The sequence below is a fragment of the Nocardioides zeae genome (genome assembly GCF_030818655.1).
Classification (GTDB): Bacteria; Actinomycetota; Actinomycetes; order Propionibacteriales; family Nocardioidaceae; genus Nocardioides; species Nocardioides zeae_A.
This window is the reverse complement of record NZ_JAUTAN010000001.1, coordinates 3,846,145-3,868,291: the sequence shown is the minus strand read 5'-3', so window position 1 is coordinate 3,868,291 and position 22,147 is coordinate 3,846,145. Positions and strand designations below refer to the sequence as shown.

Sequence of the window (22,147 nt, the reverse complement as noted above, 5' to 3'; positions counted from 1 at the left end):
ACCTCGCCGTGGCCGCCACGCTCGTCGTGCTCGTGGTCGCCGCCCTGTGCCTCGGCGAGCCGCGGCTGGGCCCGGCCGCCGTGCTCGACGCCCTGCGCGACCCGGCGCACCCGCAGCACGTGGCGGTCACCGAGGCCCGGCTGCCGCGCGCCGTGCTCGGGGTCCTCGCCGGTCTGGGGCTGGCGGTCGCCGGGCTGCTCATGCAGGACGCGCTCCACAACCAGGTCGCCGGTCCCGAGCTGCTCGGGGTGTCCTCCGGCGCCGCCGTCGTCACCGCGGCCGTCGTGGTGCTGGCCCTGCCGGTGCCCCTCGCGGCGCTGCCCTACCTGGCGCTGGTCGGCGCGCTCGTCGCCGGCGTGCTCGTGCTGCTCGCGATCGGCGGCAGCACCCGCGACCCCGACCAGGTCGTGCTCGTCGGCGCCGCCGTCTCGGCCGCCTGCGCCGGCCTCGTCGTGGCGATCGTGGGGCTCGGCACCGAGGGCAACGTCGTGGTGCTGTTCCGCTACCTCCTCGGCAGCCTCGCCGCCCGCGGCTGGGACCACGTCGAGGTCGTGCTGCCGTGGGTCGTCGTCGGCGTCGCGGTCGCCGTCCTGCTGCGCCGCCGCGTCGGCGCGCTGGCGCTCGGGGACGTCGCGGCGACGGGCCTCGGCGTACCCGTCGTCCGCACCCGCCTCACCGCCCTCACCGTGGCGGCCGCGCTCGCGGCCGCGGTGGCGAGCGTCTGCGGACCGGTGGCGTACGTCGCGCTCCTGGCCCCCCACGTCGCCCGGCGCCTGCTCGGCAGCACGAGCACGGCGCGCGTCCTCGGACTGAGCGGCCTCGTCGGCGCGGTGCTGCTCGTGGCGGCCGACCTCGGGTCGCGCCTCGTGCTCTACCCCGTCGAGCTGCCGGTGGGCGTGGCCACGACGCTCGTCGGCGTACCCGCCCTCGTCTGGACCCTCGCCCGCTCCCGGGACGCGCGATGAGGGCGCTCGCGCTGACCGTCGGCGCCGCCCTGGCCGTCGTGGCGCTCGTCGCGGCGCACCTGTTCGTCGGGCGCTCCGCGCTCGCACCCGGGGACGTGGCCGCGGCCCTGCTCGGCCACGCGCGGGAGCCGGCGCACGAGATCATCGTGCTCCGCTTCCGGCTGCCCCGCGTGCTCGTCGGGCTCGCGGCGGGCGCCCTCCTCGCGACGTCGGGCGTGCTCGTGCAGGCCGTCGTGCGCAACCCGCTCGCCGAGCCCGCGACCACGGGCGTCGGCTCGGGCGCCGCGCTCGCCGTCGTGGTGAGCCTGCTGGTGGCGCCGGGGCACCCCTACGTCGCGCTCGCGGCCCTCGTCGGCGCCCTGGTCGCCGGCGGTCTGCTCTACCTGCTGGGGCGGCGGTCCCTCGCGCTGACCGGCATCCTGCTCGGCGCCGTGTTCGGGGCCCTCACGTCCTTCGCGCTCGTCCTCGACTCCGCCCCCATGGGGACCGTGCTCCGCTGGCTCGTCGGGTCGCTCAACGCCCGCACCACCGGGGACTGGGAGGCGGTCGCACCGTGGCTGCTGACGGTCCCGCTCGCGTGGCTGCTGGCCTCCCGCATGAACGCGTGGGCGCTCGGGGAGACGACGGCGGTGGGTCTCGGCGTACGCCGCGTGCTCACCCCCGCGGCCGTCCTCGGCGTCGCCGTGCTCGCCGCCGCAGCGGCCGTCACCGCTGCCGGGGCGGTCGCGTTCGTCGGTCTCGTCGCGCCCCACGCCGCCCGGATGCTCGTCGGCGCCGACCACCGGCGGCTGGTGCCCGCCGCCGCCGTGCTGGGCGCGCTGCTGCTGTCGGCGGCGGACCTCGTCGCGTTCGCCGTGTCCCTCGAGCTGCCCGGTGCCCGCCCCGACGTGGCGGGCGTGCCCGTCGGCGCGGTGACGGCGCTCCTCGGAGCGCCCCTGCTCGTCCACCTGGTGCGCCGCAGCGCGCGCCCGACCCTCCAGGAGCGCGGATGACGACGTCCCTCCCCCCGGTGCTGGCCGCCGACCGGATCACGGTCGCCTACCGCCGCGCGGCCGTGCTCGACGCCCTGTCGCTGCAGGTCGAGGCGGGCACCGCCACGGCGCTCGTCGGGCCCAACGGCTCGGGGAAGTCGACCCTCCTCGCGGCGCTCGCCCGGGTGCTGGCGCCCCGGTCGGGCGCGGTGCTGCTGGACGGCACGCCGCTCGGCGACCTCCCCACCCGCGCCGTGGCGCGGCGGCTCGCGCTGCTGCCGCAGACGTCGCTGGCACCGCCCGGGGCGACGGTGCGGGAGCTGGTCGAGCAGGGGCGGTACCCGCAGCGGGGCCCCTGGGCGATGCTGCGCCGCACCGACGACGCCGCCATGGAGCGCGCCCTCGAGCGCACCGGCGTCGCGCACCTCGCCGACCGGCGGCTCGCGACCCTGTCGGGCGGCGAGCGCCAGCGCGCGTGGATCGCGATGGCACTCGCGCAGGAGACGGACGTGCTGCTGCTGGACGAGCCGACCACCTACCTCGACGTGCGCCACCAGCTCGACCTCATGCGCCTCGTCGGTCGGCTCCGCGACGAGGGCATGACGATCGTGATGGTGCTGCACGACCTCAACCAGGCGGCCCGCTACGCCGAGCGGATCGTCGCGCTGCGCGACGGGGCGATCGTCGCCGACGGCGACCCCGCGACGGTCGTGACGCCGGCGCTCCTGCGCGACGTCTTCGAGATCGACGCCGTCGTCGTCCCCGACCCCGTCAGCGGCCGCCCGCACTTCGTGGAGCGCTGAGGCCGCGTCGAGCTGGGTCGGACGGCGCGGCAGGCGCGTCGAGTTGGGTCGTACGCCGCGGCAGGCGCGTCGAGTTGGGTCGTACGCCGCGGCAGGCGCGTCGAGTTGGGTCGTACGCCGCGGCAGGCGCGTCGAGTTGGGTCGTACGGCGCGGCAGGCGCGTCGAGTTGGGTCGTACGCCGCGGCAGGCGCGTCGAGTTGGGTCGTACGGCGCGGCAGGCGCGTCGAGGTGGGTCGTACGGCGGGCGTCGAGTTGTCATGTACGCCGCGGTTGTCCACAGGCGGTACGGCGCTGAGATCGGTGCCGATCAGAACTGTCGGTGGTCTCGGGTTGAGTGGTCGCCATGACGGGGGTCAGCTCAACTGGGGACGCCGGTGGCTTCGGGCCACCGGTGCCGGAACCCCCTGCCGAGTTCCTGGTCGATGCGCCGGAGCCGGACTGGTTGGAGCACGCGTTCACCACGGGTGAGTGGCCGGTCGAGGCGACGCTGGGGTGCCGGGTCGTCGCGCGCGGCGAGGGCCGGTACGACGCGGCTGAGCCCACCGCGGACGTCGAGCCGACCTGGGCGGTGCCCGGCGTGGGTCCCGGCGTGGGTCCCGGCGTGGGTCCCGGTGCGGGCTCGGATCCGGTCGACCGGGGGCACCCGGTCCTCGAAGCAATCCGGACGGCCACCGACGTGCTCGCGACCGACGGCCGCACCGGGCTCGGCTGGTTGAGCGCACCGCAGACCGGCATCGCGCTGCTCGACGCCCATCGGCTGGTCGCACGGGCCTCCGCACTGGTCGCGGTACTGGTACAGCACGCCGACGAGGTCGAGCTCCACCGGAGCAACGGCGCCTCCACGGCAGCGGTGTGGCTGGCAAACGCCGCGACCGTGACGCGCCGCGATGCCTACCGGCTCGCGCGCATCGGGTCCGCAGTGGGCGATCGCTGCAGCACCTACCTGGCGCCGGCGTGCGAGGCCGGTGCGGTGGACACCGAGCAGGCCGACGTCATCGTCAAGGCCCTCGACGCGTTACCCGACGACCTCGACCCCGGGCTCCGACTCCGAGCCGAGAAGACACTGGTGGGCTTCGCGGCCGACCACGACGCCCGGGCCCTGCGAGCGCTGGGGAAGAAGATCCTCACCGTGATCGCTCCCGAGGTGGGCGAAGCCCACGAGGCGGCATTGCTGGAGCGCGAGGAGCGAGAAGCCCGCGCCACCGCACGGCTCAGCATGGTCTCCGACGGACTCGGCCGCGTCTGGGGACGATTCGTGATCCCCGAGCTCCACGGGGCGATGCTCCGCAAGGCCCTCGACGCCTATGCGGCACCCAGGCACCTCAACACCGCAGACGACCCCGACCAACGTTTCCAACGGGACCGGACGACACCCGAACGCTACGGCCAGGCCTTCCAGCAGCTGCTAGAAATGCTCGACCAGAAAGACCTCCCGAGCACGGGCGGGACCGGCGCGACCGTCGTGGTCACCATGACGCTGGAGTCACTCCTGGGTGGGTTGGCGACAGCGTCCCTCGACACCGGCGGCACCCTCAGCGCCGGCGAAGCCCGCCGCTTGGCCTGCGGAGCCGGCCTCATCCCCGCCGTGCTCGGTACCGCCAGCGAGGTTCTCGACCTCGGCCGCACCGCCCGCTTCCACACCAAGGCCATGCGCACCGCCATGGCGACAAGAGACCGGGGCTGCGTCGCCGAGGGCTGCACAAGACCACCCCACCAGACCCACGCCCACCACCTCACCGCCTGGGCCCAGGGTGGGCACACCAACGTGCACGACGGCTGCCTCCTCTGCGACCAGCACCACCACCAGATCCACGACCCGCTCTACCTCACCGAACGACTCGGCACCGGCAAGCTCCGCTTCACCCGCCGCGAGTGAGCGGCGCTCCGACGAGGCGTCAGCCCTCCACCGGCGACCCCACCGCGAACAGCACCGCGGTGAGCTGGTCCTCCGGCAGGTCGAGCAGCGCGTCGAACGCGGTGTCGTCGTAGCCCATCACCGCGACGCCGGGCAGGCCGAGCGCGGTCGTCGCCAGGTAGAGGTGTCCCAACGCCACACCGGCGTCGAGGTGGAGGGTGCGGTAGTGCCGGGCGGGATACCGACCCAGCGTCGTGTCCAGCCGCGCCACCAGCGCCACGACCACACCCGCGCGCTCGGCGAGCTCCGGCTGGTCCAGCGCGCGGGCGAGGAAGGGCGTCGCGTCGCCGACCCGCACGGGCACGAGCGACGGTGCCTCCGTGCGCAGCTCCGCGCGGTAGACCCCGTCCGGCACCAATCCCGGCTCCGGACCCGGCGACGACCCGGCGACGCCCGGCCCCCGCACGACGCCCGGCGACGACCCGGCGACGCCCGGCCCCCGCACGACGACGTACGCCGCGAGCGACGGCAACCCGCCGGCCGACGGCGCGACGCTCAGCGCACGCGCCTGCCCGTCCGGGAGCCGCACGGTCCGCTGCACGCCCAGCGCGGCGCGGAGCAGCGCGGCGAGGTCGTCGAGCGCCACGGGGGCGGCGCCGTACCGGTAGGACGAGCGCCGCGCGGCGAGCACCTCACCCAGGTGAGCCGCCGGAAGTGCCGTGTCGGGAAGCGGCACCGGTGAGGAACCCGACCCCACCAACGGCGGCAGCACCTCTCGCGCGCCCCGCGGGTCGTCGACACCGCCCGTGGCGGTGCGGTTCAGCTCGTGGTGCAGCTCCCGCAGGCGCGGTACGTCGGGGTGCACCCCTCAGGCCGACGCGCGCTGCTCGCCCTGGTCGAGCTGCAGGGTCGCGGCGGTGCGCTCGAAGTGCGCGGCCGCGGCGGCCGGGTCCTGGGCGAGCGGCGAGCGGTGGCCGGGGACCATCTCGTCGAGCACCGGGCCCCAGGCGTCCATGCGGTCCGGGAAGCACCGACCCATGAGGTCGAGCATGATCGCGACGGTCGTCGACGCGCCCGGCGACGCGCCGAGCAGACCCGCGATGGTGCCGTCGCCCGCGGCGACGACCTCCGTGCCGAACTGCAGCACGCCGCCCTTCTCCGGGTCCTTCTTGATGACCTGGACGCGCTGGCCGGCGGTGATCATCTCCCAGTCGGCCGGGTCGGCCTCGGGCATGAACGCACGCAGCTCCGCGAACTTGGTGCTGCGCCGGGCGACGAGCTGGCTGACGAGGTAGACGACCAGGCTGACGTTGCGGAACGCGACCTGGATCATCGGCACGAGGTTGTGCAGCCGCACGGAGCGGAACAGGTCGAAGAGCGACCCGTTCTTGAGGAAGCGGGGGCTGAAGCCGGCGTAGGGCCCGAACATGAGGCTCGCCGAGCCGTCGACGACGCGGGTGTCGAGGTGGGGCACCGACATCGGGGGCGCACCGACGGGCGGCTTGCCGTAGACCTTCGCCGCGTGCTTGCGCACGGCCTCGGGGTTGCGCGTGCGGAGGAACTCGCCCGACACGGGGAAGCCGCCGAACCCGCGGATCTCCTTGATGCGCGACTTCTGCAGCAGGGTGAGCGCGCCGCCGCCGGCGCCGACGAACACGAACCGCGCCCGCAGCGTGAACTTCTCGCCCGTGGCGCGCTTCTTGCCGGTGACGACCCAGAGGCCCTCGGCGTCCTTCTTCAGCGAGGTGACCTGCGAGCCGAGCTGCAGCTCCGCGCCGCCGTCGACGAGCTGGTCGGTGAGGATGCGCGTCAGCGAGCCGAAGTCGACGTCGGTGCCCGCGGTCGTGAACGTCGCCGCGACGGGCTCGTCGCCCGAGCGACCGTCGATGAGGGTGGCCGCCCAGCCCCGGATGACCTCGGGGTCGTCGGAGAACTGCATCCCGGCGAAGAGGGGGTGGGTGCGGAGCGCGTCGTACCGCTTGCGCAGGTACTCCACGTTCTCCGCGCCCCAGACGAAGCTCATGTGGGGCGTCGGGTTGATGAACGCCTTGGGGTCGGGGATGCGACCGCTCTCGACCAGGAACGACCAGAACTGCCGCGACAGCTGGAACTGCTCGTTGACCTTCACCGCGGAGGTGATGTCGATGCTGCCGTCCGTCTTCTCGGGCGTGTAGTTGAGCTCGCAGAGGGCCGAGTGCCCCGTGCCCGCGTTGTTCCACGGGTCGGAGCTCTCCTGCGCGAGCGAGTCCAGGCGCTCGACGAGACGGATCCTCCAGCCCGGCTCGAGCTGCTGCAGCATCGAGCCGAGTGTCGCGCTCATGATGCCGCCACCGATGAGAACTACGTCGAGGGGTGCGTCCACGACAACGATTAGACCGAGCCATCGGTCGGGACACACAACCGGGGTGCCTCGATGCCCGCATAACGAGACGAAGGTCACGAACTGGATCGTTCAAGGCGGCGTGGCGCGTCACCTCGACGGGGGAGCCCGTGATCCGCCCGGGAATCCCGCGGGGCATGAGAGTCCTCTCATCCCGGCCTCACGCTCGCGTCACCGACCGTCCGCAGGGTTCCGGTCATGCCCCGTTCACCTCGCCGCCGGGTGGCGCTCTACTCCCACGACACCCAGGGTCTCGGCCACGTCCGCCGCAACATCGAGATCGCCGCCGCCCTCGTCGCCGCGCACGGGGCCACCGACGTGCTGCTGCTGACCGGCACGCCCGCGGCCGCGGCGCTGCCGCTGCCCCCGGGAGCCGAGGTGGTGGTGCTGCCCGGCGTCGCGAAGAGCGGTCCCGGGGCCTACGCCTCCGCCTCCCTCGGCCTGCGCCTCGGCGAGGTGCTCGACCTGCGCGGCCGGATGATCGAGAGCGCCCTCGCCGCGTTCTCCCCCGACCTCGTCGTCGTCGACAAGGTCGCACGGGGCCTGGGCGGCGAGCTCGACGCGGCGCTCCGCACGCTGCGCACGACGGTCGGGCCCCGCGGCCTGCCCACCCGTGTCGTCCTCGGGCTCCGCGACGTGCTCGACGACCCGGCGACCGCGCGGGCCGAGTGGGAGGCCGAGGGCACGACGGCGGCCGTGCGGGCGTCGTACGACGCGGTGTGGGTCTACGGCGACCCCCGCGTCCACGACCTCGCGGCCACGCTGCGGCTCCCGGACGACGTGGCGGCGATGGTGCGGCACACCGGGTACCTCGCCCACGGCCGCGGCGGTCACGTCACCGCACCCCCGGCGGGCGACCCGGCGCCCCCGACGGACCCCTACGTGCTGTGCCTCGTCGGCGGCGGGCAGGACGGCCACCGCCTCGCCGACACGGTGGCGCGCACGCCGCTGCCGGCCGGCCACCGCGCCGTCCTCGTCACCGGCCCCTGCATGCCGGTCGAGCAGCGGCAGGGGCTGCAGGAGCTGGCGGCCCGGCGACCCGACCTCGACGTGCACCCCTTCGTCGGCGACACCCGGCCCCTCGTGGCCGGCGCCGCCGCCGTCGTCAGCATGGGCGGCTACAACTCCGTCTGCGAGCTGCTCACCGCCGGACGACCGACGCTCGTCGTCCCCCGCACCACCCCGCGCCGCGAGCAGCTCGTGCGCGCCGAGGGCCTCGCCCCGCACACCGCGCTCGACCACGTGCTCCCCGAGCACGCGACGCCCGCGGTGCTCGCCGGGTGGCTGGACGGCGCCGTACGCCGCGCAGCGGCCCCCCACGACCTCGACCTCGACGGGCTCGGCCGGCTGCCGCGGCTCGTCGACGACCTGCTCGTCCCCACCCTCGCCGAGGAGACCTCCCGTGCCACTGCCTGAGAACCGGCTGCCTGAGAACCGGCTGCCTGAGAACCGGCTGCCTGAGACGCCCACCCGGCCGCGCGTCGGCTACGTGCTGACGATGTTCCCGCGCTTCTCGGAGACGTTCGTGCTCACCGAGCTGCTCGCCCTCGAGGCCCGGGGGCTGGAGCTGCGCGTCCTGTCGCTGCGCTCCCCCGACGACGGCCGGTTCCACGCGGCCCTCGGTGACCTCCGGGCACCGGTGACCTACCTGCCGCACCTGGCCCGCAGCCCGAAGGGCAGCGCCGTCTGGGACGCGCTGCGGGCCGCCCACGGCCGGCTCCCCGGGCTCGCGGCCCACCTCGACGACGTGCTGGCCCTCCCCGCCGAGACCGGGGCGGCGGCCCTCGCGGTGGCGACGGAGGCCGTCGCGCAGGGACTCACCCACCTGCACGCGCACTTCGCGGACACCCCGGCCACGGTCGCCCGCGTCGCCGCTCGGCTGGCCGGCATCACCTGCTCGCTCACGGCCCACGCGAAGGACGTCTTCCACGACGGTCTCGATGCCGACGCCCTCCGCGCCAACCTCGCGGGCGTCGACACGGTGGTGACGGTCTCCGACTTCCACGTCGACCACCTCCGGGCACTGGCGCCCACGGCCCACGTCGTGCGCGTCTACAACGGGCTCGACCTCGACCGCTTCGCCCTCCACACGGGCCGTCGCGCCACCCGCACCGTCGCGGCCGTCGGGCGCCTCGTGCCGAAGAAGGGCTTCGACGTGCTCCTCGAGGCCACCGCCCTGCTGGCCCGCGCCGGCGACCCGCTCCGCGTGCACCTCGTCGGCGCCGGGGCGGAGGAGGAGCGTCTCCGCGGCCTCGTCGCCACGCTCGGGATCGCCGACCGCGTCGACCTGCTCGGTCCCCTCCCCCAGGACCGGATGCTCCAGGTCGTCGCCGACGCGACACTGCTCGCGGCGCCCTGCCGCGTCGCCGCCGACGGCAACCGCGACGGACTGCCGACGGTCGTGCTCGAGGCGCTCGCCCTCGGCACCCCCTGCGTGACCACCCCCGTGACCGGCATCCCCGAGGCCGTCGCCGACGGCCGGAGCGGCGCCCTCGTGCCGGAGGACGACCCCGTCGCGCTCGCGGCCGCGCTCAGGGAGCTGCTCGACGACCCGGGGCTGCGGGCCTCGTACGCCGCGGCCGGCCGCGCCCGCGTCGAGGAGGCCTTCGACACGCGCACCAACGTGGCCCTCCTCGAGCGCCACTTCGGCGTGGCGGGGGTGCCGGCATGAGGGTCGCCTACGTCTCGACCGACCCCGGCATCGACGTGCTCGGCACCAAGGGCGCCTCGGTGCACGTCCAGGCCGTCGTCGCCGCCCTGCTGCGCCGCGGCGCGGAGGTCGACCTGCTGACCCCGCGCGCCGACGAGACCGCCGCCGCCGACCTCGCCGCCCACCCCCGGCTGCGGATCCACCGCCTGCCGCGCGTCGGTCGCGGCGAGCCCGCGGCCCGGGAGCGCGCGGCCCGGGCCAGCGACGCCTCCGTCGCGGGCCTGCTCAACGAGCTCCACGCCTTCCCCGGCACCCGGAGCACACGTCCGTTCGACCTCGTCTACGAGCGCTACGCCCTCTGGGGTCGCACGGCCACCGGCTGGGCCGCCGCCCGCGGCGTACCGTCCCTCCTCGAGGTCAACGCCCCCCTCCCCGTCGAGCAGGCCCGGCACCGCGTGCTGGTCGACGCGCCGGCGGCGTACGACGCGGCCCGCGCTGCCCTGACCGCCGCCACCGCCGTGATCGGCGTGAGCCCGGCCGTCAGCGACTGGGCGGCCTCCCTGGGGGCCGACCCCGTCACGACGATCGGGAACGGCGTCGACACGCGCCGCGTCGTGCCCGCCGCCCGGCCCGTGCACGACGGCCGACCCGACCCCGCCCGACCGTTCACGCTCGGCTTCGTCGGCACCCTCAAGGGCTGGCACGGCGTCGACACGCTCCTCGCGGCGCTGGCGCTGCTCGGCCCCGGCCACCGCCTGCTCGTCGTCGGCGACGGTCCGACGGCGACCGACCTGCGGGCCACCGCCGACCGGCTGGGCGTCGCGGACCGGGTGACGTGGACCGGCGCCGTACCGGCGACCGCCGTGCCCGCCCTGCTGCAGGAGATGGACGTGGCGTGCGCGCCGTACCCGCCCCTCGACGGCTTCTACTTCTCGCCGCTGAAGGTGACGGAGTACCTGGCCGCGGGGCTCCCCGTCGTGGCGAGCGACGTCGGGGGTCTCCGGGCGCTGCTCCGCGGTCCCGGAGGAGCGGGGGGAGACCTCGTGCCGCCCGGCGACGCCGCCGCGCTGGGCGACGCCGTCGCCGACCTCCGGGACGACGTCGTCCGCCGCCGCGCGCTCCGCGCCACCCACCGTCGCGCCGCCCTGGCGCTCGACTGGGACCACGTCGTCGAGGCGTCCCTCGCCACCCTGCCCCACCCGCCGGTCAGCCCGACAGGAGCCACCCGTGTCGCGTGAGAAGCCCACGACCCTCCGCGAGGCCGGGCCCGGCCTGCGTCGCACCGCGACGCACCTGCGGCCCTACCTGCGCAGGGAGACCCCGCTCGTGGCCGGCGGCATGCTGGCGCTGTTCGTCGAGGTGCTCATGCGGCTGGCCGAGCCGTGGCCGCTCAAGGTCGTCATCGACACCGTCATCGCCGCCTCGGGGACCGACGTCGCCGGCGCCGCACCCGGCGACGTCCGCGCCACGCTGACGATCGCCGCCGTCGCGCTGCTCGGGGTCGTGCTCGTGCGGGCGGTGGCCGCCTACCTGACGACGCTCGCCTTCGCGCTCGCCGGCAACCGGCTCCTGACGCGGGTGCGGGCCGATGCCTACGCCCACCTGCAGCGGCTGCCCATGGCCTTCCACGACACCGCCCGCACCGGCGACCTCGTGCAGCGGGTCACCGGCGACGTCGGTCGCCTCAAGGAGGTCGTCGTCACCGCGGGCCTGCCGCTCGTCGGCAACATCGTGACGATGCTCGGGATGGTCGTCGTCGTGGCGTTCCTCGACTGGCCCCTGGCGCTGCTCATGGTGGCCGTCGTGCCGCTCTTCCTGCTCGCCGGGCGGGAGACCTCGCGCAGCATCCACGGCGTCTCCAAGGAGCAGCGCAAGGCGGAGGGCGAGCTGGCCTCGCTCGCCACCGAGACGCTGTCGTCGATGCGGGTCGTGCACTCCTACGGCCTCGCCGACCACCTCCAGGGCCGCTTCGCGCAGAGCAACGGCCGGAGCCTCGCGGAGGGGGTGCGCACCAAGCGGCTCTCCGCCCGCCTCGAGCGGTCGACCGACGTGCTGGTGGGACTGGCGACGGCGCTCGTGCTCTACGTCGGGGCGCAGCGCGTGCTCGCGGGGATGCTGACGCCGGGCGAGCTCGTCGTGTTCCTCACCTACCTCAAGGCCACGTTCAAGCCGATGCGGGACCTGGCGAAGTACACGGGCCGCATCGCCGCCGCGGCCGCCTCCGGCGAGCGCGTCGTCGACCTGCTCGAGGTGGAGCCGACCGTGCGCGACCATCCCGCGGCACGCACGGCCCCGACCCTGCGCGGCGACCTCGTCCTCGACGACGTCTGGGTCTCCTACACGCCCGACGCCCCCGTGCTCCGCGGCGTCTCCCTGCGGGTCACGGCCGGGGAGCGGGTGGCGCTCGTCGGCACCTCCGGCTCCGGCAAGTCGACGCTCGCCTCCCTGCTCTCCCGGCTGCGGGACCCCGACGCCGGCGCCGTCCGGGTCGACGGCCACGACCTGCGCGACCTGACGCTGGAGTCGCTGCGCAGCCAGGTCTCGGTCGTGCTGCAGGAGAGCGTGCTGTTCGCGACCTCGATCGAGGAGAACATCGCCCACGGCCGCCCCGGTGCCACCCGGGAGGAGATCGAGGAGGCCGCCCGCATCGCCGGTGCGCACGACTTCGTCGAGGCGCTGCCGCACGGCTACGCCACCGTCGTCGGCGAGCGCGGCGCCACCCTCTCCGGCGGGCAGCGGCAGCGGATCGCCATCGCCCGCGCCGCCGTGCGTCGCGCGCCCGTCGTGGTGCTCGACGAGGCCCTCACCGGGCTCGACGAGGGCACCGAGGCCGAGGTGCTCGCCGCGCTCGAGCGGCTCACCGCGGGCCGCACCACCATCGTGGTCACCCACGACCTCGCCCACGCCCGCGACTGCGACCGCGTCGTGTGGCTCGAGGGCGGCGAGGTCGTCGCCGACGGCCCGCCCGCCGCTGTGCTCACCCCGGGAGCAGCCCGTGCGGTCGGCTGAGCGGATCGACCTCGGCGTGCCCGGGCTCGACGTGCTCCTCGGGGACGGGCTGGCCGACCTGCTCGGCACCGACGACCTCGTGCGCCTCCGCCTGCGGGTCAAGGCGGGCACCTCGGCCGCCCTGGCGGTACGCCGCGGGACCGACCACCTCCTCGTCCTCGCCGCCGCGGACCACGCCCGGCCGAAGCTGGCGAAGTCGCACGACCGGGCCGCCCGGCTCGGCGCCGTCGTGGCCGCCGACCCCGAGGCGGGCCTGCTCGCGACGACCCTCGTCGGCGACCGCGACCTTCCGGGCCTCCGCCACCTGCCCGCGGACGCCGTGGTGCTGTCGGCCAACCCGCAGCGGCGGGTCGTCGCGCGGCTGGACGGTCCGGACGGGCCCGCCGTCCTCCGCGTCGTCCGGCCCGCCGCGCACGCGGCGGCCGTGCGGGGGCCGCGGACGCTGGCGGGACGGGCCGGCACACCGCGGCTCCTCGACGCCCACGCCCGCCGCGGGGCGCTCACCACCTCCTGGGTGCCGGGCCGCCCGCTCGACGGCTCCCCCGACCCGCGGGCGCTGCGCCGGGCCGGCACCGCCGTCGCGGACCTGCACGGCACCACGACGGACCTGCCGCTCGAGGACCGTCCCCTCCGGGCCCTGGCGCAGGCCCGCGACCAGCTGGCCCTCCTCCTCCCCGCCGAGGCGGACCGGGTCGCCGCGCTCGCGGCGCGCACGGCGACCGCCCTGCGCGACGCTCCCTCCGGCCCGGTCGTCACCCTCCACGGCGACCTGTCCCGCGACCAGCTCGTGGTGGACCCCACGACGGGCCGGGTGGGGATCCTCGACCTCGACCGCGCCCGCCGGGGCGAGGCCGCCGACGACCTCGGCAACCTCCTCGCCGACGACCTCGTCCAGGGGCAGGGGTCCGGGCGGGGCGAGGCGAGCGCGCTCCTCGCGGGGTACGCCGCGGTGCGCCCCCTCCCCGACCCGACGGCCCTCCGGGCCTGGACCGCCGGTCACCTCCTGCGGCGTGCCGTCGAGCCGTTCCGCACCTGTGCACCCGACTGGCGGAGCGCCACGGCCGCCCTGCTCACCACCCTGGAGGACCTGTGCTGACCACGACCCCGACCCCGGCCACGACCGGCTTCCCCGCGATCCGCGCCGAGGTGGCCGCCGCCGGCCTCGACCTCGAGCGGGCGCAGCCCCGCAGCGGCACCCACCTGCTGCTGCACCTGCGGGAGCCGGCGACCGGGGGCGGCCCGGGCGGCGACCTCGTGCCCGGCCAGTGGTTCGCCGACGCCGAGGAGGCCGACCGGGTCGCCCGGCGTACCGCGGCCACAGCCCCCGCGGGCGCTGTCGAGCGCCGCGGGGACCACGTTGTCGTGCAGCGCCACGGCGCGGACCGCCGCCTGCCGGAGCTGGCCCCGCTCGTCGCGGCGCCCGGCACCCACCTCGTCGCCCACCGGCCCGAGCGGCGCGCCGTCGTGCGCGTCGACCGGGGCGACGCACCGCCCCACTTCGTGAAGGTGCTGCGCGGGGACCGCGCGGCCGGGGCCGCCGCCACGCTCGAGCACCTCGCCGGGGCGGGGTTGCCGGTGCCGCGCGTGCGACCCGGCACACCCCCGTCGCTCCTCGTCACCGAGGCGCTGCCCGGCACGACGCTGCACGACCTGCTCGCGACGGGTGCCGCCGTCACCACCACCGACCTCCACGCGGTCGGTGGTCTCGTCCGGCGCCTGCACGAGGTGGCCCCGCCCGCCGGGACGCCCCGCCACGACGCCGGGGACGAGGCGGAGCTCACGGGTCGCGCGGTGGGTCTCGCCGCGGCGTACGGGCTCGGCGTGCCGGCCGGGCTCCACGACGCCGTCGCGCGCCTCGCGGCGGTACCCGCCCCGGAGCGGTCCGTGCTGCTGCACCGCGACCTCCACGACAAGCAGCTGCTGCGGGACCCGGCCACGGGCGCCTGGTCGCTGCTCGACCTCGACCTGCTGGCGCTCGGCGACCCCGCGCTCGACCTCGCCAACATGGTCGTGCACCTCGAGCTCCGCGCCCGGCAGGGGCTGCTCGACCCCACCGTCGTGGAACGGTGGTCGGCGGCGCTGCTGGAGGGGTACGGCGCGGACGAACGCACCCGCGTCGCCGTCGACGCCCACGCGGCGGTCGCCCGGGTGCGGCTCGCGGCGGTCTACGCGTTCCGGCCGGGCGGGGGCTGATCCGCGAGCCGGGGGGTGCCGAGCCGCAGCTCGGCCCCCGTCCACCGCGCGCGCAGCCAGCGGTCGTGCGTCGTCACGACGACGGTGCCGGGCGCGACGCCGACCGCCTCCTCGAGCTCGCCCGCCAGCCGGAGCGACAGGTGGTTGGTCGGCTCGTCGAGCAGGAGCAGGTCGGGTGCGGCCGCGATGGCGACCGCGAGGTCGAGCCGGCGCCGCTGCCCGACGCTGAGCGCCCCGACGGGTGTCGCGTGGGCGCGCGGCGGCAGCAGCCCGAGCGAGCGCAGCGGGACGCGCTCGGCGGTCGCGGGACCCACCGCCGCGAGATAGGCCGCGCGGGCCGTGCGCCGCGGGTGCGTCACCACCGGGTCCTGCCGCAGCAGCCGCACGGTGCGGGCACGGACGTCGAGGTGGCCCCCGACGGGCACGTCACCCGGGAGCTCCCCCGCCAGCACCGCCAGCAGGGTCGACTTGCCCGACCCGTTGGGACCGCTGACGAGCAGCCTCCCGCCGGCGACGAGGTCGAGGCGGTCGAGCGCGAGGCGGCCGGGCACGACCAGCCCCCGCGCCTGCACGACGATCCCGTCGCCGTCCGCGTCCGCCGTGAGCGCCCCGGCGAAGCGCAGCGGCGGTCGCGGCTTGGGCAGGGCCTCCCGCTCGGCCACCTCCAGCCGGCGCTCCGCGTCGCGCACGCGCCGGGCGTGGGTGCGCTCGACGCGGGCTCCCTTGAAGGCGTGGATGAACTTGTCGTTGTCCCGGGGGCCGCGGTCGCGGGCCACGGCGGTCGTCCCGATCCGCGTCGCCGCCCGCAGGTCCGCGATCTCGTCCTGCTGCGCGGCCCAGGTCTCCTCCCAGCGGCGCCGGCTGGCCTCCTGGTGGGCGAGGTAGTCGCCGAACGAGCCGCCGAACACCCGCCCGCCCGCGCCGTCGGTGCCGAGCGCACCGGCGTCGAGGTCGAGCAGCGCGGTGCAGACCCCGTCGAGGAACGTGCGGTCGTGGCTGGCCGCCACCACGATGCCCGGCAGCTGCACCAGCGTGCTCTCGAGCAGCTCGAGCGCCTCGGCGTCCAGGTGGTTGGTGGGCTCGTCGAGCAGGAGGCAGTCCGGGCGCCGCACGAGCGCCGCTGCCAGCGCCAGCCGCGTGCGCTGCCCGCCCGAGAGCGCGGCCACGGGGCGGTCCCGGTCGAGGTCGGCGACGCCGAGCACGCCTGCCGTCACCTCGGCCCGGCGGTCGGCGTCCCAGGCGTCGTGGTGGGTCGCGCGGGCGAGCACGTCGTCGTACGCCGCGGCGACGTCCTCCCCGGCCGCCATCCGCGCGGCGAGGCGCTCGAGCTCAGCCACGAGGTCGTGGAGGGGCCGCAGCGCGTCGTCGAGCAGGTCGCCGACGGTGCCGCGCGTCGCGCTGCCGTCGCGGCCCACGGCCGGCTCCTGCGCGAGGTGGACGAGGTCGCGCGGCCGCACCACGGTGCCCGCGTCGGGGCGCTCGACACCGGCGAGGAGGCGGAGCAGGGTCGACTTGCCGGTGCCGTTCTCGCCGATCAGCCCGAGCCGGGTGCCGGGTGGCACCGTCAGGTCGAGGCCGTCGAGGACGGTGCGGTCGCCGTACGAGCGCACGAGACCGCGCGCGGCGAGGGGAGTCGGAGTGGTGGGGGTGGAGGGGCTGGTCACCGGGGGCTCTTCCGAGGAGGACGGGGACCGCGCGGGCAGGCAGGTGCCTCGGGCCGCGGTCGGGGGTGTCCTCAGAGCTCCACGGGAGCGAGGCTACGCAGCGGGCGGGAGGGGATCCAACCCATTTCCGCCGGGGACGCCGTCGTGCTCGCGGGCGTCGATGCGACGGAGCACGTCGATCACCCGTCCGGCGATGGTGCCGTCCGGGGCGTGGACGACGACGACCGAGCCGCCGGCGCGGACGTAGCGGAAGCCCTCGGCGAGCTCGCGGAGGCCGCCGGCGAGGAGCATCTCGACGCGGCTGAGGTCGATGGTCACCTCGGGGACCGCCCGCAGGTCGGTCGTCTCGAGGAACGTGCGCATGCCGTGGGCACTGTGGCGGTCCACGGTGCCGAGCACGGTGATCGTCGAGCCGTCCGGCTCGAGCCGGATGTCGACGGGGAAGGGGATCGGGGAAGGGATGGTCTGGTCGGGCATGGCTGCCCTCCTCAAGTTCACGCACCCGAGACCGGGAACGTCTCCGTCGACGGTACGCGTGTTCGACCGTCACGTCACTTGTCGCCGCGAGTCCCTTCACCCGTTCGGTGGCGTCGCAGGTCAGGGCGGTGGTTGCATCATCCAGGGACTGTCTGTCCGCGGTGCCCGCGACCCTCCGCGGGAGCCGATCTGCACAGAACCTCCACGGTTCGTCCCCCACTCCCGGCCCCCTGCGCTCCTAGCCTTCTCGGCATGGCCCACCGCACCCGCTCGGTCCTCGCGTCGTGGAGGACGACCCCGTCATCAACCAGGCGGTCACGGACCGCCTGACGGCGGAGGGGTACGTCGTCGCGCAGGCCTGGGACGGACCCACCGCCGTGGCGGCGCACGCGGAGCACGCGCCCGACGTGCTCGTGCTCGACGTCATGCTGCCGGGCTTCGACGGGCTGGAGGTGTGCCGCCGGGTCCAGGCGACACGTCCTGTCCCGGTGCTCATGCTCACGGCCCGGGACGACGAGGCGGACGTGCTCGTGGGGCTGGGGGTGGGCGCCGACGACTACCTGACGAAGCCGTTCCGGATGCGGGAGCTCGTGGCGCGCGTCGGGGTGCTGCTGCGGCGGGTGGAGCGGGCGGCGGAGCTCGCGGCCGCCCCGGCGGCGGCCCGCCCGGTGCTCGAGCTCGGCGACCTGCGGGTCGACGTGGGCGCGCGCCGCACGTGGCGCGCGGGCACGGAGGTGCGCCTCACGCCGACGGAGTTCGACCTGCTGGTCTGCCTCGCCGCCGATCCCGGCACGGTCGTGACCCGCGAGCGGCTGCTCGCCGAGGTCTGGGGCTGGTCGGACGCCGCCGGCACCCGCACCGTCGACAGCCACGTCAAGGGCCTGCGGGCGAAGGTGGGCGCCGACCGGGTCCGCACCGCGCACGGCGTGGGCTACGCGCTGGAGCCCGGGGCCGCCTCGTGAGCCGCGAGCCCCTGGCCGGGATCGGCTCGGTCAAGGTCAAGCTCGGCGTGCTCGTCGCCGCCAGCGTCACGGTGGCGACGCTCGTCGCCTCCCTCGGCCGGGCCGCCTCCGTGCCGCTGTGGCTCAGCCTGCCGGTCACGGTTCTGCTCGCCCTCGCGGTGACCCAGCTGCTGGCCGTCGGCATGACGTCGCCACTCCGGCAGATGACGGCCGCCGCTCGCCGGATGGCGCGGGGGGACTACACGGCCCGGGTGGCGGACGGGTCCCGCGACGAGGTCGGCGAGCTGGCCCGCGCGTTCAACACGATGGCCGGCGACCTCGGCGACGTGGACCGCCGCCGGCGCGATCTCGTCGCCACCGTGAGCCACGAGCTCCGGACCCCGCTCGCCGGGCTCCGCGCCGTGCTCGAGAACCTCGTCGACGACGTCGGCGCACCCGGCCCCGAGGCCCGCCACGCCGCGCTCGCCACCGCGCTGGGCCAGGCCGAGCGCATGAGCGGACTGGTCGAGGACCTCCTCGACCTCGCCCGCGTCGACGCGGGCCACGCCCCGCTGCGCCCGGAGGCGGTCGACGTCGCCGCCCTCCTCGACGCCTGCGTCGCGGAGGCCGTCACCGCGGCGGGCCCGCGCGGCCGGTCGGTGACGTACGCCGTCGACGTCGACCCCGTCGACCTCACCGTCCGCGCCGACCCGGCGCGCCTGCACCAGCTCGTCGCCAACCTCCTCGACAACGCCGCGCGGCACAGCCCGGCGGGCGGCACGGTGCGGGCCACCGCGGGCCCCGGCCCGGACGGCGGGCTCCGCCTGCAGGTGCACGACGAGGGGCCGGGCGTCCCGCCGGCCGAGCGGGACCGCGTCTTCGAGGCGTTCGGCACGGGCTCCGGCGGCGGCACCGGCCTCGGTCTCGCCGTCGCCCGCTGGGTCGTCGACATGCACGGCGGGGCGATCCGCTTCGTCGATCCCGTGGGGCCGACCGGCGCCCGCGTGCAGGTCGACCTGCCGCCCGCTCCCACGCCCAGTCCGTCCCCGACCACCCCGGAGGCAACCGTGTCCACCCCGCTCCCGACCCGCCCCGTCCCCGGCCGCGACGCACCGGTGCGGCCGCCCGGGGTCGTCGACGACCTCGTCGGCGACTTCTGGCCCGACGACGGCGTGCCGGCCCGGCTGCGGGTGCTCCTCGCCTCCCTCGGCGTGGGCCTGCTCGGCGCGGTCGTGCTGCCGTTCCGCGACCACGGCATCGGCGCGGCGCTCGTGCTCCTCGCCGCGGGCGGCGTCGTGCTCGGCGCGGCGAAGCACCGCCGCGACCCCTTCACGCTGGCCAGCGCGGTGCTCTGCGCACTGCTGGCGGCCGCGGTCGCGGTGCGCGACGCGGAGTGGATCGCGTTCCTCTGCGCGCTCACCGGCGCGGCGCTCTGCGTCATCGGGGTCACCCGGGGCCGCACCCTCCCGGCGTTCGTGCTCGCCGGGCTGTCGTGGCCGCTCGCCGGCCTCCGCGGCCTGCCGTGGCTGGGCCGCACGCTGGCGCGGCTCACCGGGCTCGGCCAGGGCGCGGCGCTGCTGCGGACCGTGGTGCTGTCGGCGCTCGGCCTGCTCGTGTTCGGCGCCCTCCTCACCTCGGCCGACGCGCTGCTGGCGGAGTGGGTCGACGCGCTGCTCCCCGACCTCACGGTCGACACGATGGTGCTCCGCGCCTTCCTGACGGTGGCGATCGGCGGCGCGGTGCTCGCCGCGGCGTACCTCGCCCTCAACCCCCCGCGGGTCGACCGCGGCCCGCGGCCGGCCCGTCCCGTCGCGCACCGCTTCGAGTGGCTGGCCCCCGTGCTGGTGGTGGTGGGCGTAGTCGCGGCCTTCCTCGTCGCGCAGGCGGCGGTGGTGTTCGGTGGGCACGACTACCTGCGCCGTACGACGGGGCTCACCTACGCCCAGTACGTCCACCAGGGCTTCGGCCAGCTCACCGTCGTCACCGCGCTGACGCTCGTCGTCGTCGGGGTCGCCGCGCGGAAGGCCCCCCGGGAGACCGTCGGTGACCGGGCGTGGCTGCGGGTCGCGCTCGGCGCCCTCTGCGTCGAGACCCTCGTGGTCGTGGCCTCGGCGCTGCACCGGATGGGCCTCTACCAGGAGGCCTACGGCTACACGCGGCTCCGCCTGCTCGTCGACGTCTTCGAGGGCTGGCTCGGCGTGGTCGTCCTCGCGGTGCTCGTCGGCGTCGTGACGCTGCGGGGCGCCGGGGTGGCGCGGTTCGCGCTGCTGAGCGGCGTCGTCGCCCTGCTCGGGCTCGCCGCGGTCAACCCCGACGCGTGGATCGCGGAGCGGAACCTGGAGCGGTACGACGCGACCGGGCGCGTCGACTGGACCTACCTCTCCGAGCTCTCCGACGACGCCGTGCCGGTGCTCGCCGACCTGCCGGCGGACGAGCGCGCCTGTGCGTTGCCGATGTTCGCACCGGCGGACGACGACTGGCTCGAGTGGAACCTGGGCCGCGCCCGGGCGGCCGACGCGCTCGATGCGCTCGGGCCACGGACGTACGCCGCGGAATCCTCGGGCGGCACCACCTGTTCCTGACGGGGACCGATCCACTGACGCACCATGGAGGAGCAACGTCGTGCAGCTGGACCTCTCGGGCCGGACGGCCCTCGTCACCGGATCGAGCCAGGGCATCGGCCTGGCCATCGCCACCGGGCTCGCCCGGGCCGGCGCCCGGGTCGCCGTGAACGGCCGCCGGCCCGAGGCGCTCGAGGAGGGGAGGCGCACCCGCGTCAGGCCGGCTCCTCCACCCGCGGCCGCCGCACGAACAGCGCCACGACGATCGCGACCGCCGAGATGACGCCGCCCCAGAGCAGGGCGGCGTGGACGCCCTCGGCCGTCGCGGCGGCCGTGTCCAGCCCCGCCTCCAGCTCGGCCGTCGAGCGTCGGGTCATGACGGTGATGAAGAGCGCCGTACCGGCCGCGCCGGCCACCTGCTGGGCGGTGCCCACGATCGCGCTGCCGTGGGAGTAGAGGTGCTGCGGCAGCGACCCCAGCGCCGAGGTGAGCAGCGGCGTGAACATGAGCGCCAGGCCGATGCTGAGCAGCACGTGGATGGCGACGACGACCCCGAGGGCGGTGTCGACATCGAGCAGCGACATCGCCCAGAGGGCGGCGCTGGCGACGACGGCACCCGGTACGACGAGGGGCCGGGGCCCGTGGCGGTCGAAGAGCCGTCCCACGACCGGCGCCAGGAGGCCCATCGCGAGACCGCCCGGGAGGAGCACGAGGCCCGTCTCGAGGGTGGTGCGACCCAGCACGGTCTGCAGGTAGATCGGCAGCAGGATGAGCGTGCCGAACAGCGCCATCATGGTGACGCCGACGAGGCCGACGGCGATGCTGAAGGTGGGCGTGCGGAACGCGCGGAGGTCCATGAGCGCCCGCTCACGCAGCGCCAGCTGCCGGGCGACGAACGCCACCAGGCCCACGGCGCCGACGGTGACCGGGATCCAGGGCGCCACCGGTGCGTGCCCCGAGGCAGACTCACCGATGCTCGACAGCCCGTAGATGAGACCGGCGAACGCCACCGCCGACAGCACGACCGACAGCACGTCGAGGGGCGGTCGGCCCGGCGTCGTCACGTTGCGCACCCACACGGCGCCGAGCGCCAGCGAGGTGAGCGCGATCGGCAGCACGATCCAGAACATCCAGCGCCAGCCGAGGTCCTGCAGGATGAGGCCCGAGACCGTCGGGCCGATCGCCGGCGCCACGGAGATGACGATCGAGATCGTGCCCATCATGCGACCGCGCCGCTCCGGCGCCACCGTCGTGAGGATGGTGGTCATCAGCAGCGGCATCATGATCGCCGTGCCGACCGCCTGCACGACGCGACCCGTCACCAGCAGGCCGAAGCCCGGCGACACCGCCGCGAGCAGGGTGCCGAGCGAGAAGGTCGTCATCGCCACGAGGAAGACGGTGCGCACGTGGAAGCGCTGCAGCAGCCAGCCCGTGAGCGGGATGACGACCGCCATCGTCAGCAGGAAGGCCGACGTCAGCCACTGCGCACGGGCGGCCGAGATGTCGAGGTCGGTCATGAGCTGGGGCAGGGCGACGCCCATGATCGTCTCGTTGAGGATCACGACGAAGGCGGAGACGACGAGCAGCGGCACGACGCCCCGCGGGAGGGCGGGCGCCGCCGGGGCGGCGGTGGGGGTGGTCTCGGCGGGCAGGGTCTGTTCGGTAGTCACGCGGGTC

18 protein-coding genes are annotated in these 22,147 nt (G+C 76.0%); 13 read left to right on the top strand and 5 right to left on the bottom strand.

Annotated features, from left to right (window positions below):
- Nucleotides 1–8: 8 nt before the first annotated feature.
- The 4 genes from QE405_RS18370 (at nt 9) to QE405_RS18355 (ending at nt 4,616) form a co-directional block, all read left to right on the top strand.
- Nucleotides 9–965 (top strand): FecCD family ABC transporter permease, encoded by a 957-nt coding sequence (locus QE405_RS18370; protein WP_307203623.1) that lies wholly within the window; start codon nt 9–11, stop codon nt 963–965.
- Nucleotides 962–1,957 carry a FecCD family ABC transporter permease gene (locus QE405_RS18365; protein WP_307203609.1) on the top strand — a complete coding sequence of 332 codons (996 nt, stop codon included), beginning with the start codon at nt 962–964 and terminating at the stop codon, nt 1,955–1,957. The genes QE405_RS18370 and QE405_RS18365 overlap by 4 nt, the downstream gene beginning before the upstream one ends.
- Nucleotides 1,954–2,739: an ABC transporter ATP-binding protein gene (locus QE405_RS18360; protein WP_307203594.1), complete on the top strand. Its 786-nt coding sequence runs from the start codon at nt 1,954–1,956 to the stop codon at nt 2,737–2,739. Before QE405_RS18365 ends, QE405_RS18360 begins: the two co-directional genes overlap by 4 nt.
- Before the next feature lie 344 nt (nt 2,740–3,083).
- The gene (locus tag QE405_RS18355) at nt 3,084–4,616 is read left to right on the top strand and encodes an HNH endonuclease signature motif containing protein (protein WP_307203579.1); all 1,533 of its coding nucleotides are present in this window, start codon (nt 3,084–3,086) and stop codon (nt 4,614–4,616) included.
- A gap of 19 nt (nt 4,617–4,635) precedes the next feature.
- Here the strand turns inward: QE405_RS18355 and QE405_RS18350 are convergent, their stop codons facing one another.
- A complete protein-coding gene (locus tag QE405_RS18350) occupies nt 4,636–5,460 on the bottom strand; it encodes a nitroreductase family protein (protein WP_307203573.1) in 825 nt (274 codons plus the stop codon).
- A gap of 3 nt (nt 5,461–5,463) precedes the next feature.
- On the bottom strand, nt 5,464–6,957 hold the full coding sequence (locus QE405_RS18345) for a malate:quinone oxidoreductase (protein WP_307203565.1): 1,494 nt from the start codon (nt 6,955–6,957) through the stop codon (nt 5,464–5,466).
- A 216-nt stretch (nt 6,958–7,173) separates the two neighbouring features.
- On the opposite strand from QE405_RS18345, the gene QE405_RS18340 reads away from it, so the two are divergent.
- The 6 genes from QE405_RS18340 to QE405_RS18315 are packed head-to-tail and all read left to right on the top strand — an operon-like array spanning nt 7,174 to nt 14,827.
- On the top strand, nt 7,174–8,391 hold the full coding sequence (locus tag QE405_RS18340) for a glycosyltransferase family protein (RefSeq protein WP_307203560.1): 1,218 nt from the start codon (nt 7,174–7,176) through the stop codon (nt 8,389–8,391).
- Complete coding sequence (locus QE405_RS18335; RefSeq protein ID WP_307203556.1) at nt 8,378–9,646, top strand: glycosyltransferase family 4 protein; 1,269 nt, start codon at nt 8,378–8,380, stop codon at nt 9,644–9,646. Before QE405_RS18340 ends, QE405_RS18335 begins: the two co-directional genes overlap by 14 nt.
- The gene (locus QE405_RS18330) at nt 9,643–10,863 is read left to right on the top strand and encodes a glycosyltransferase (protein WP_307203550.1); all 1,221 of its coding nucleotides are present in this window, start codon (nt 9,643–9,645) and stop codon (nt 10,861–10,863) included. Before QE405_RS18335 ends, QE405_RS18330 begins: the two co-directional genes overlap by 4 nt.
- Nucleotides 10,853–12,634 (top strand): ABC transporter ATP-binding protein, encoded by a 1,782-nt coding sequence (locus QE405_RS18325; protein WP_307203545.1) that lies wholly within the window; start codon nt 10,853–10,855, stop codon nt 12,632–12,634. The genes QE405_RS18330 and QE405_RS18325 overlap by 11 nt, the downstream gene beginning before the upstream one ends.
- On the top strand, nt 12,621–13,730 hold the full coding sequence (locus tag QE405_RS18320; protein WP_307203538.1) for a phosphotransferase: 1,110 nt from the start codon (nt 12,621–12,623) through the stop codon (nt 13,728–13,730). The genes QE405_RS18325 and QE405_RS18320 overlap by 14 nt, the downstream gene beginning before the upstream one ends.
- Entirely contained in the window at nt 13,724–14,827 is a 1,104-nt protein-coding gene (locus QE405_RS18315) for a phosphotransferase (protein ID WP_307203531.1), read from the top strand. The genes QE405_RS18320 and QE405_RS18315 overlap by 7 nt, the downstream gene beginning before the upstream one ends.
- On the opposite strand, the gene QE405_RS18310 is transcribed toward QE405_RS18315, so the two are convergent.
- Complete coding sequence (locus QE405_RS18310; protein ID WP_307203524.1) at nt 14,800–16,491, bottom strand: ABC-F family ATP-binding cassette domain-containing protein; 1,692 nt, start codon at nt 16,489–16,491, stop codon at nt 14,800–14,802. The genes QE405_RS18315 and QE405_RS18310 overlap by 28 nt on opposite strands.
- A gap of 93 nt (nt 16,492–16,584) precedes the next feature.
- Entirely contained in the window at nt 16,585–16,968 is a 384-nt protein-coding gene (locus tag QE405_RS18305) for an STAS domain-containing protein (protein WP_307203518.1), read from the bottom strand.
- A gap of 284 nt (nt 16,969–17,252) precedes the next feature.
- On the opposite strand from QE405_RS18305, the gene QE405_RS18300 reads away from it, so the two are divergent.
- From QE405_RS18300 to QE405_RS21015, 3 genes are read left to right on the top strand one after another with little or no spacing between them, the layout of a single operon-like run.
- On the top strand, nt 17,253–17,930 hold the full coding sequence (locus QE405_RS18300) for a response regulator transcription factor (protein ID WP_307203512.1): 678 nt from the start codon (nt 17,253–17,255) through the stop codon (nt 17,928–17,930).
- Complete coding sequence (locus tag QE405_RS18295; protein ID WP_307203506.1) at nt 17,927–20,491, top strand: DUF4153 domain-containing protein; 2,565 nt, start codon at nt 17,927–17,929, stop codon at nt 20,489–20,491. The genes QE405_RS18300 and QE405_RS18295 overlap by 4 nt, the downstream gene beginning before the upstream one ends.
- On the top strand, nt 20,433–20,753 hold the full coding sequence (locus tag QE405_RS21015) for an SDR family NAD(P)-dependent oxidoreductase (protein WP_373459474.1): 321 nt from the start codon (nt 20,433–20,435) through the stop codon (nt 20,751–20,753). Before QE405_RS18295 ends, QE405_RS21015 begins: the two co-directional genes overlap by 59 nt.
- On the opposite strand, the gene QE405_RS18285 is transcribed toward QE405_RS21015, so the two are convergent.
- On the bottom strand, nt 20,686–22,140 hold the full coding sequence (locus QE405_RS18285) for a DHA2 family efflux MFS transporter permease subunit (RefSeq protein ID WP_307203502.1): 1,455 nt from the start codon (nt 22,138–22,140) through the stop codon (nt 20,686–20,688). The genes QE405_RS21015 and QE405_RS18285 overlap by 68 nt on opposite strands.
- Nucleotides 22,141–22,147: the final 7 nt, after the last annotated feature.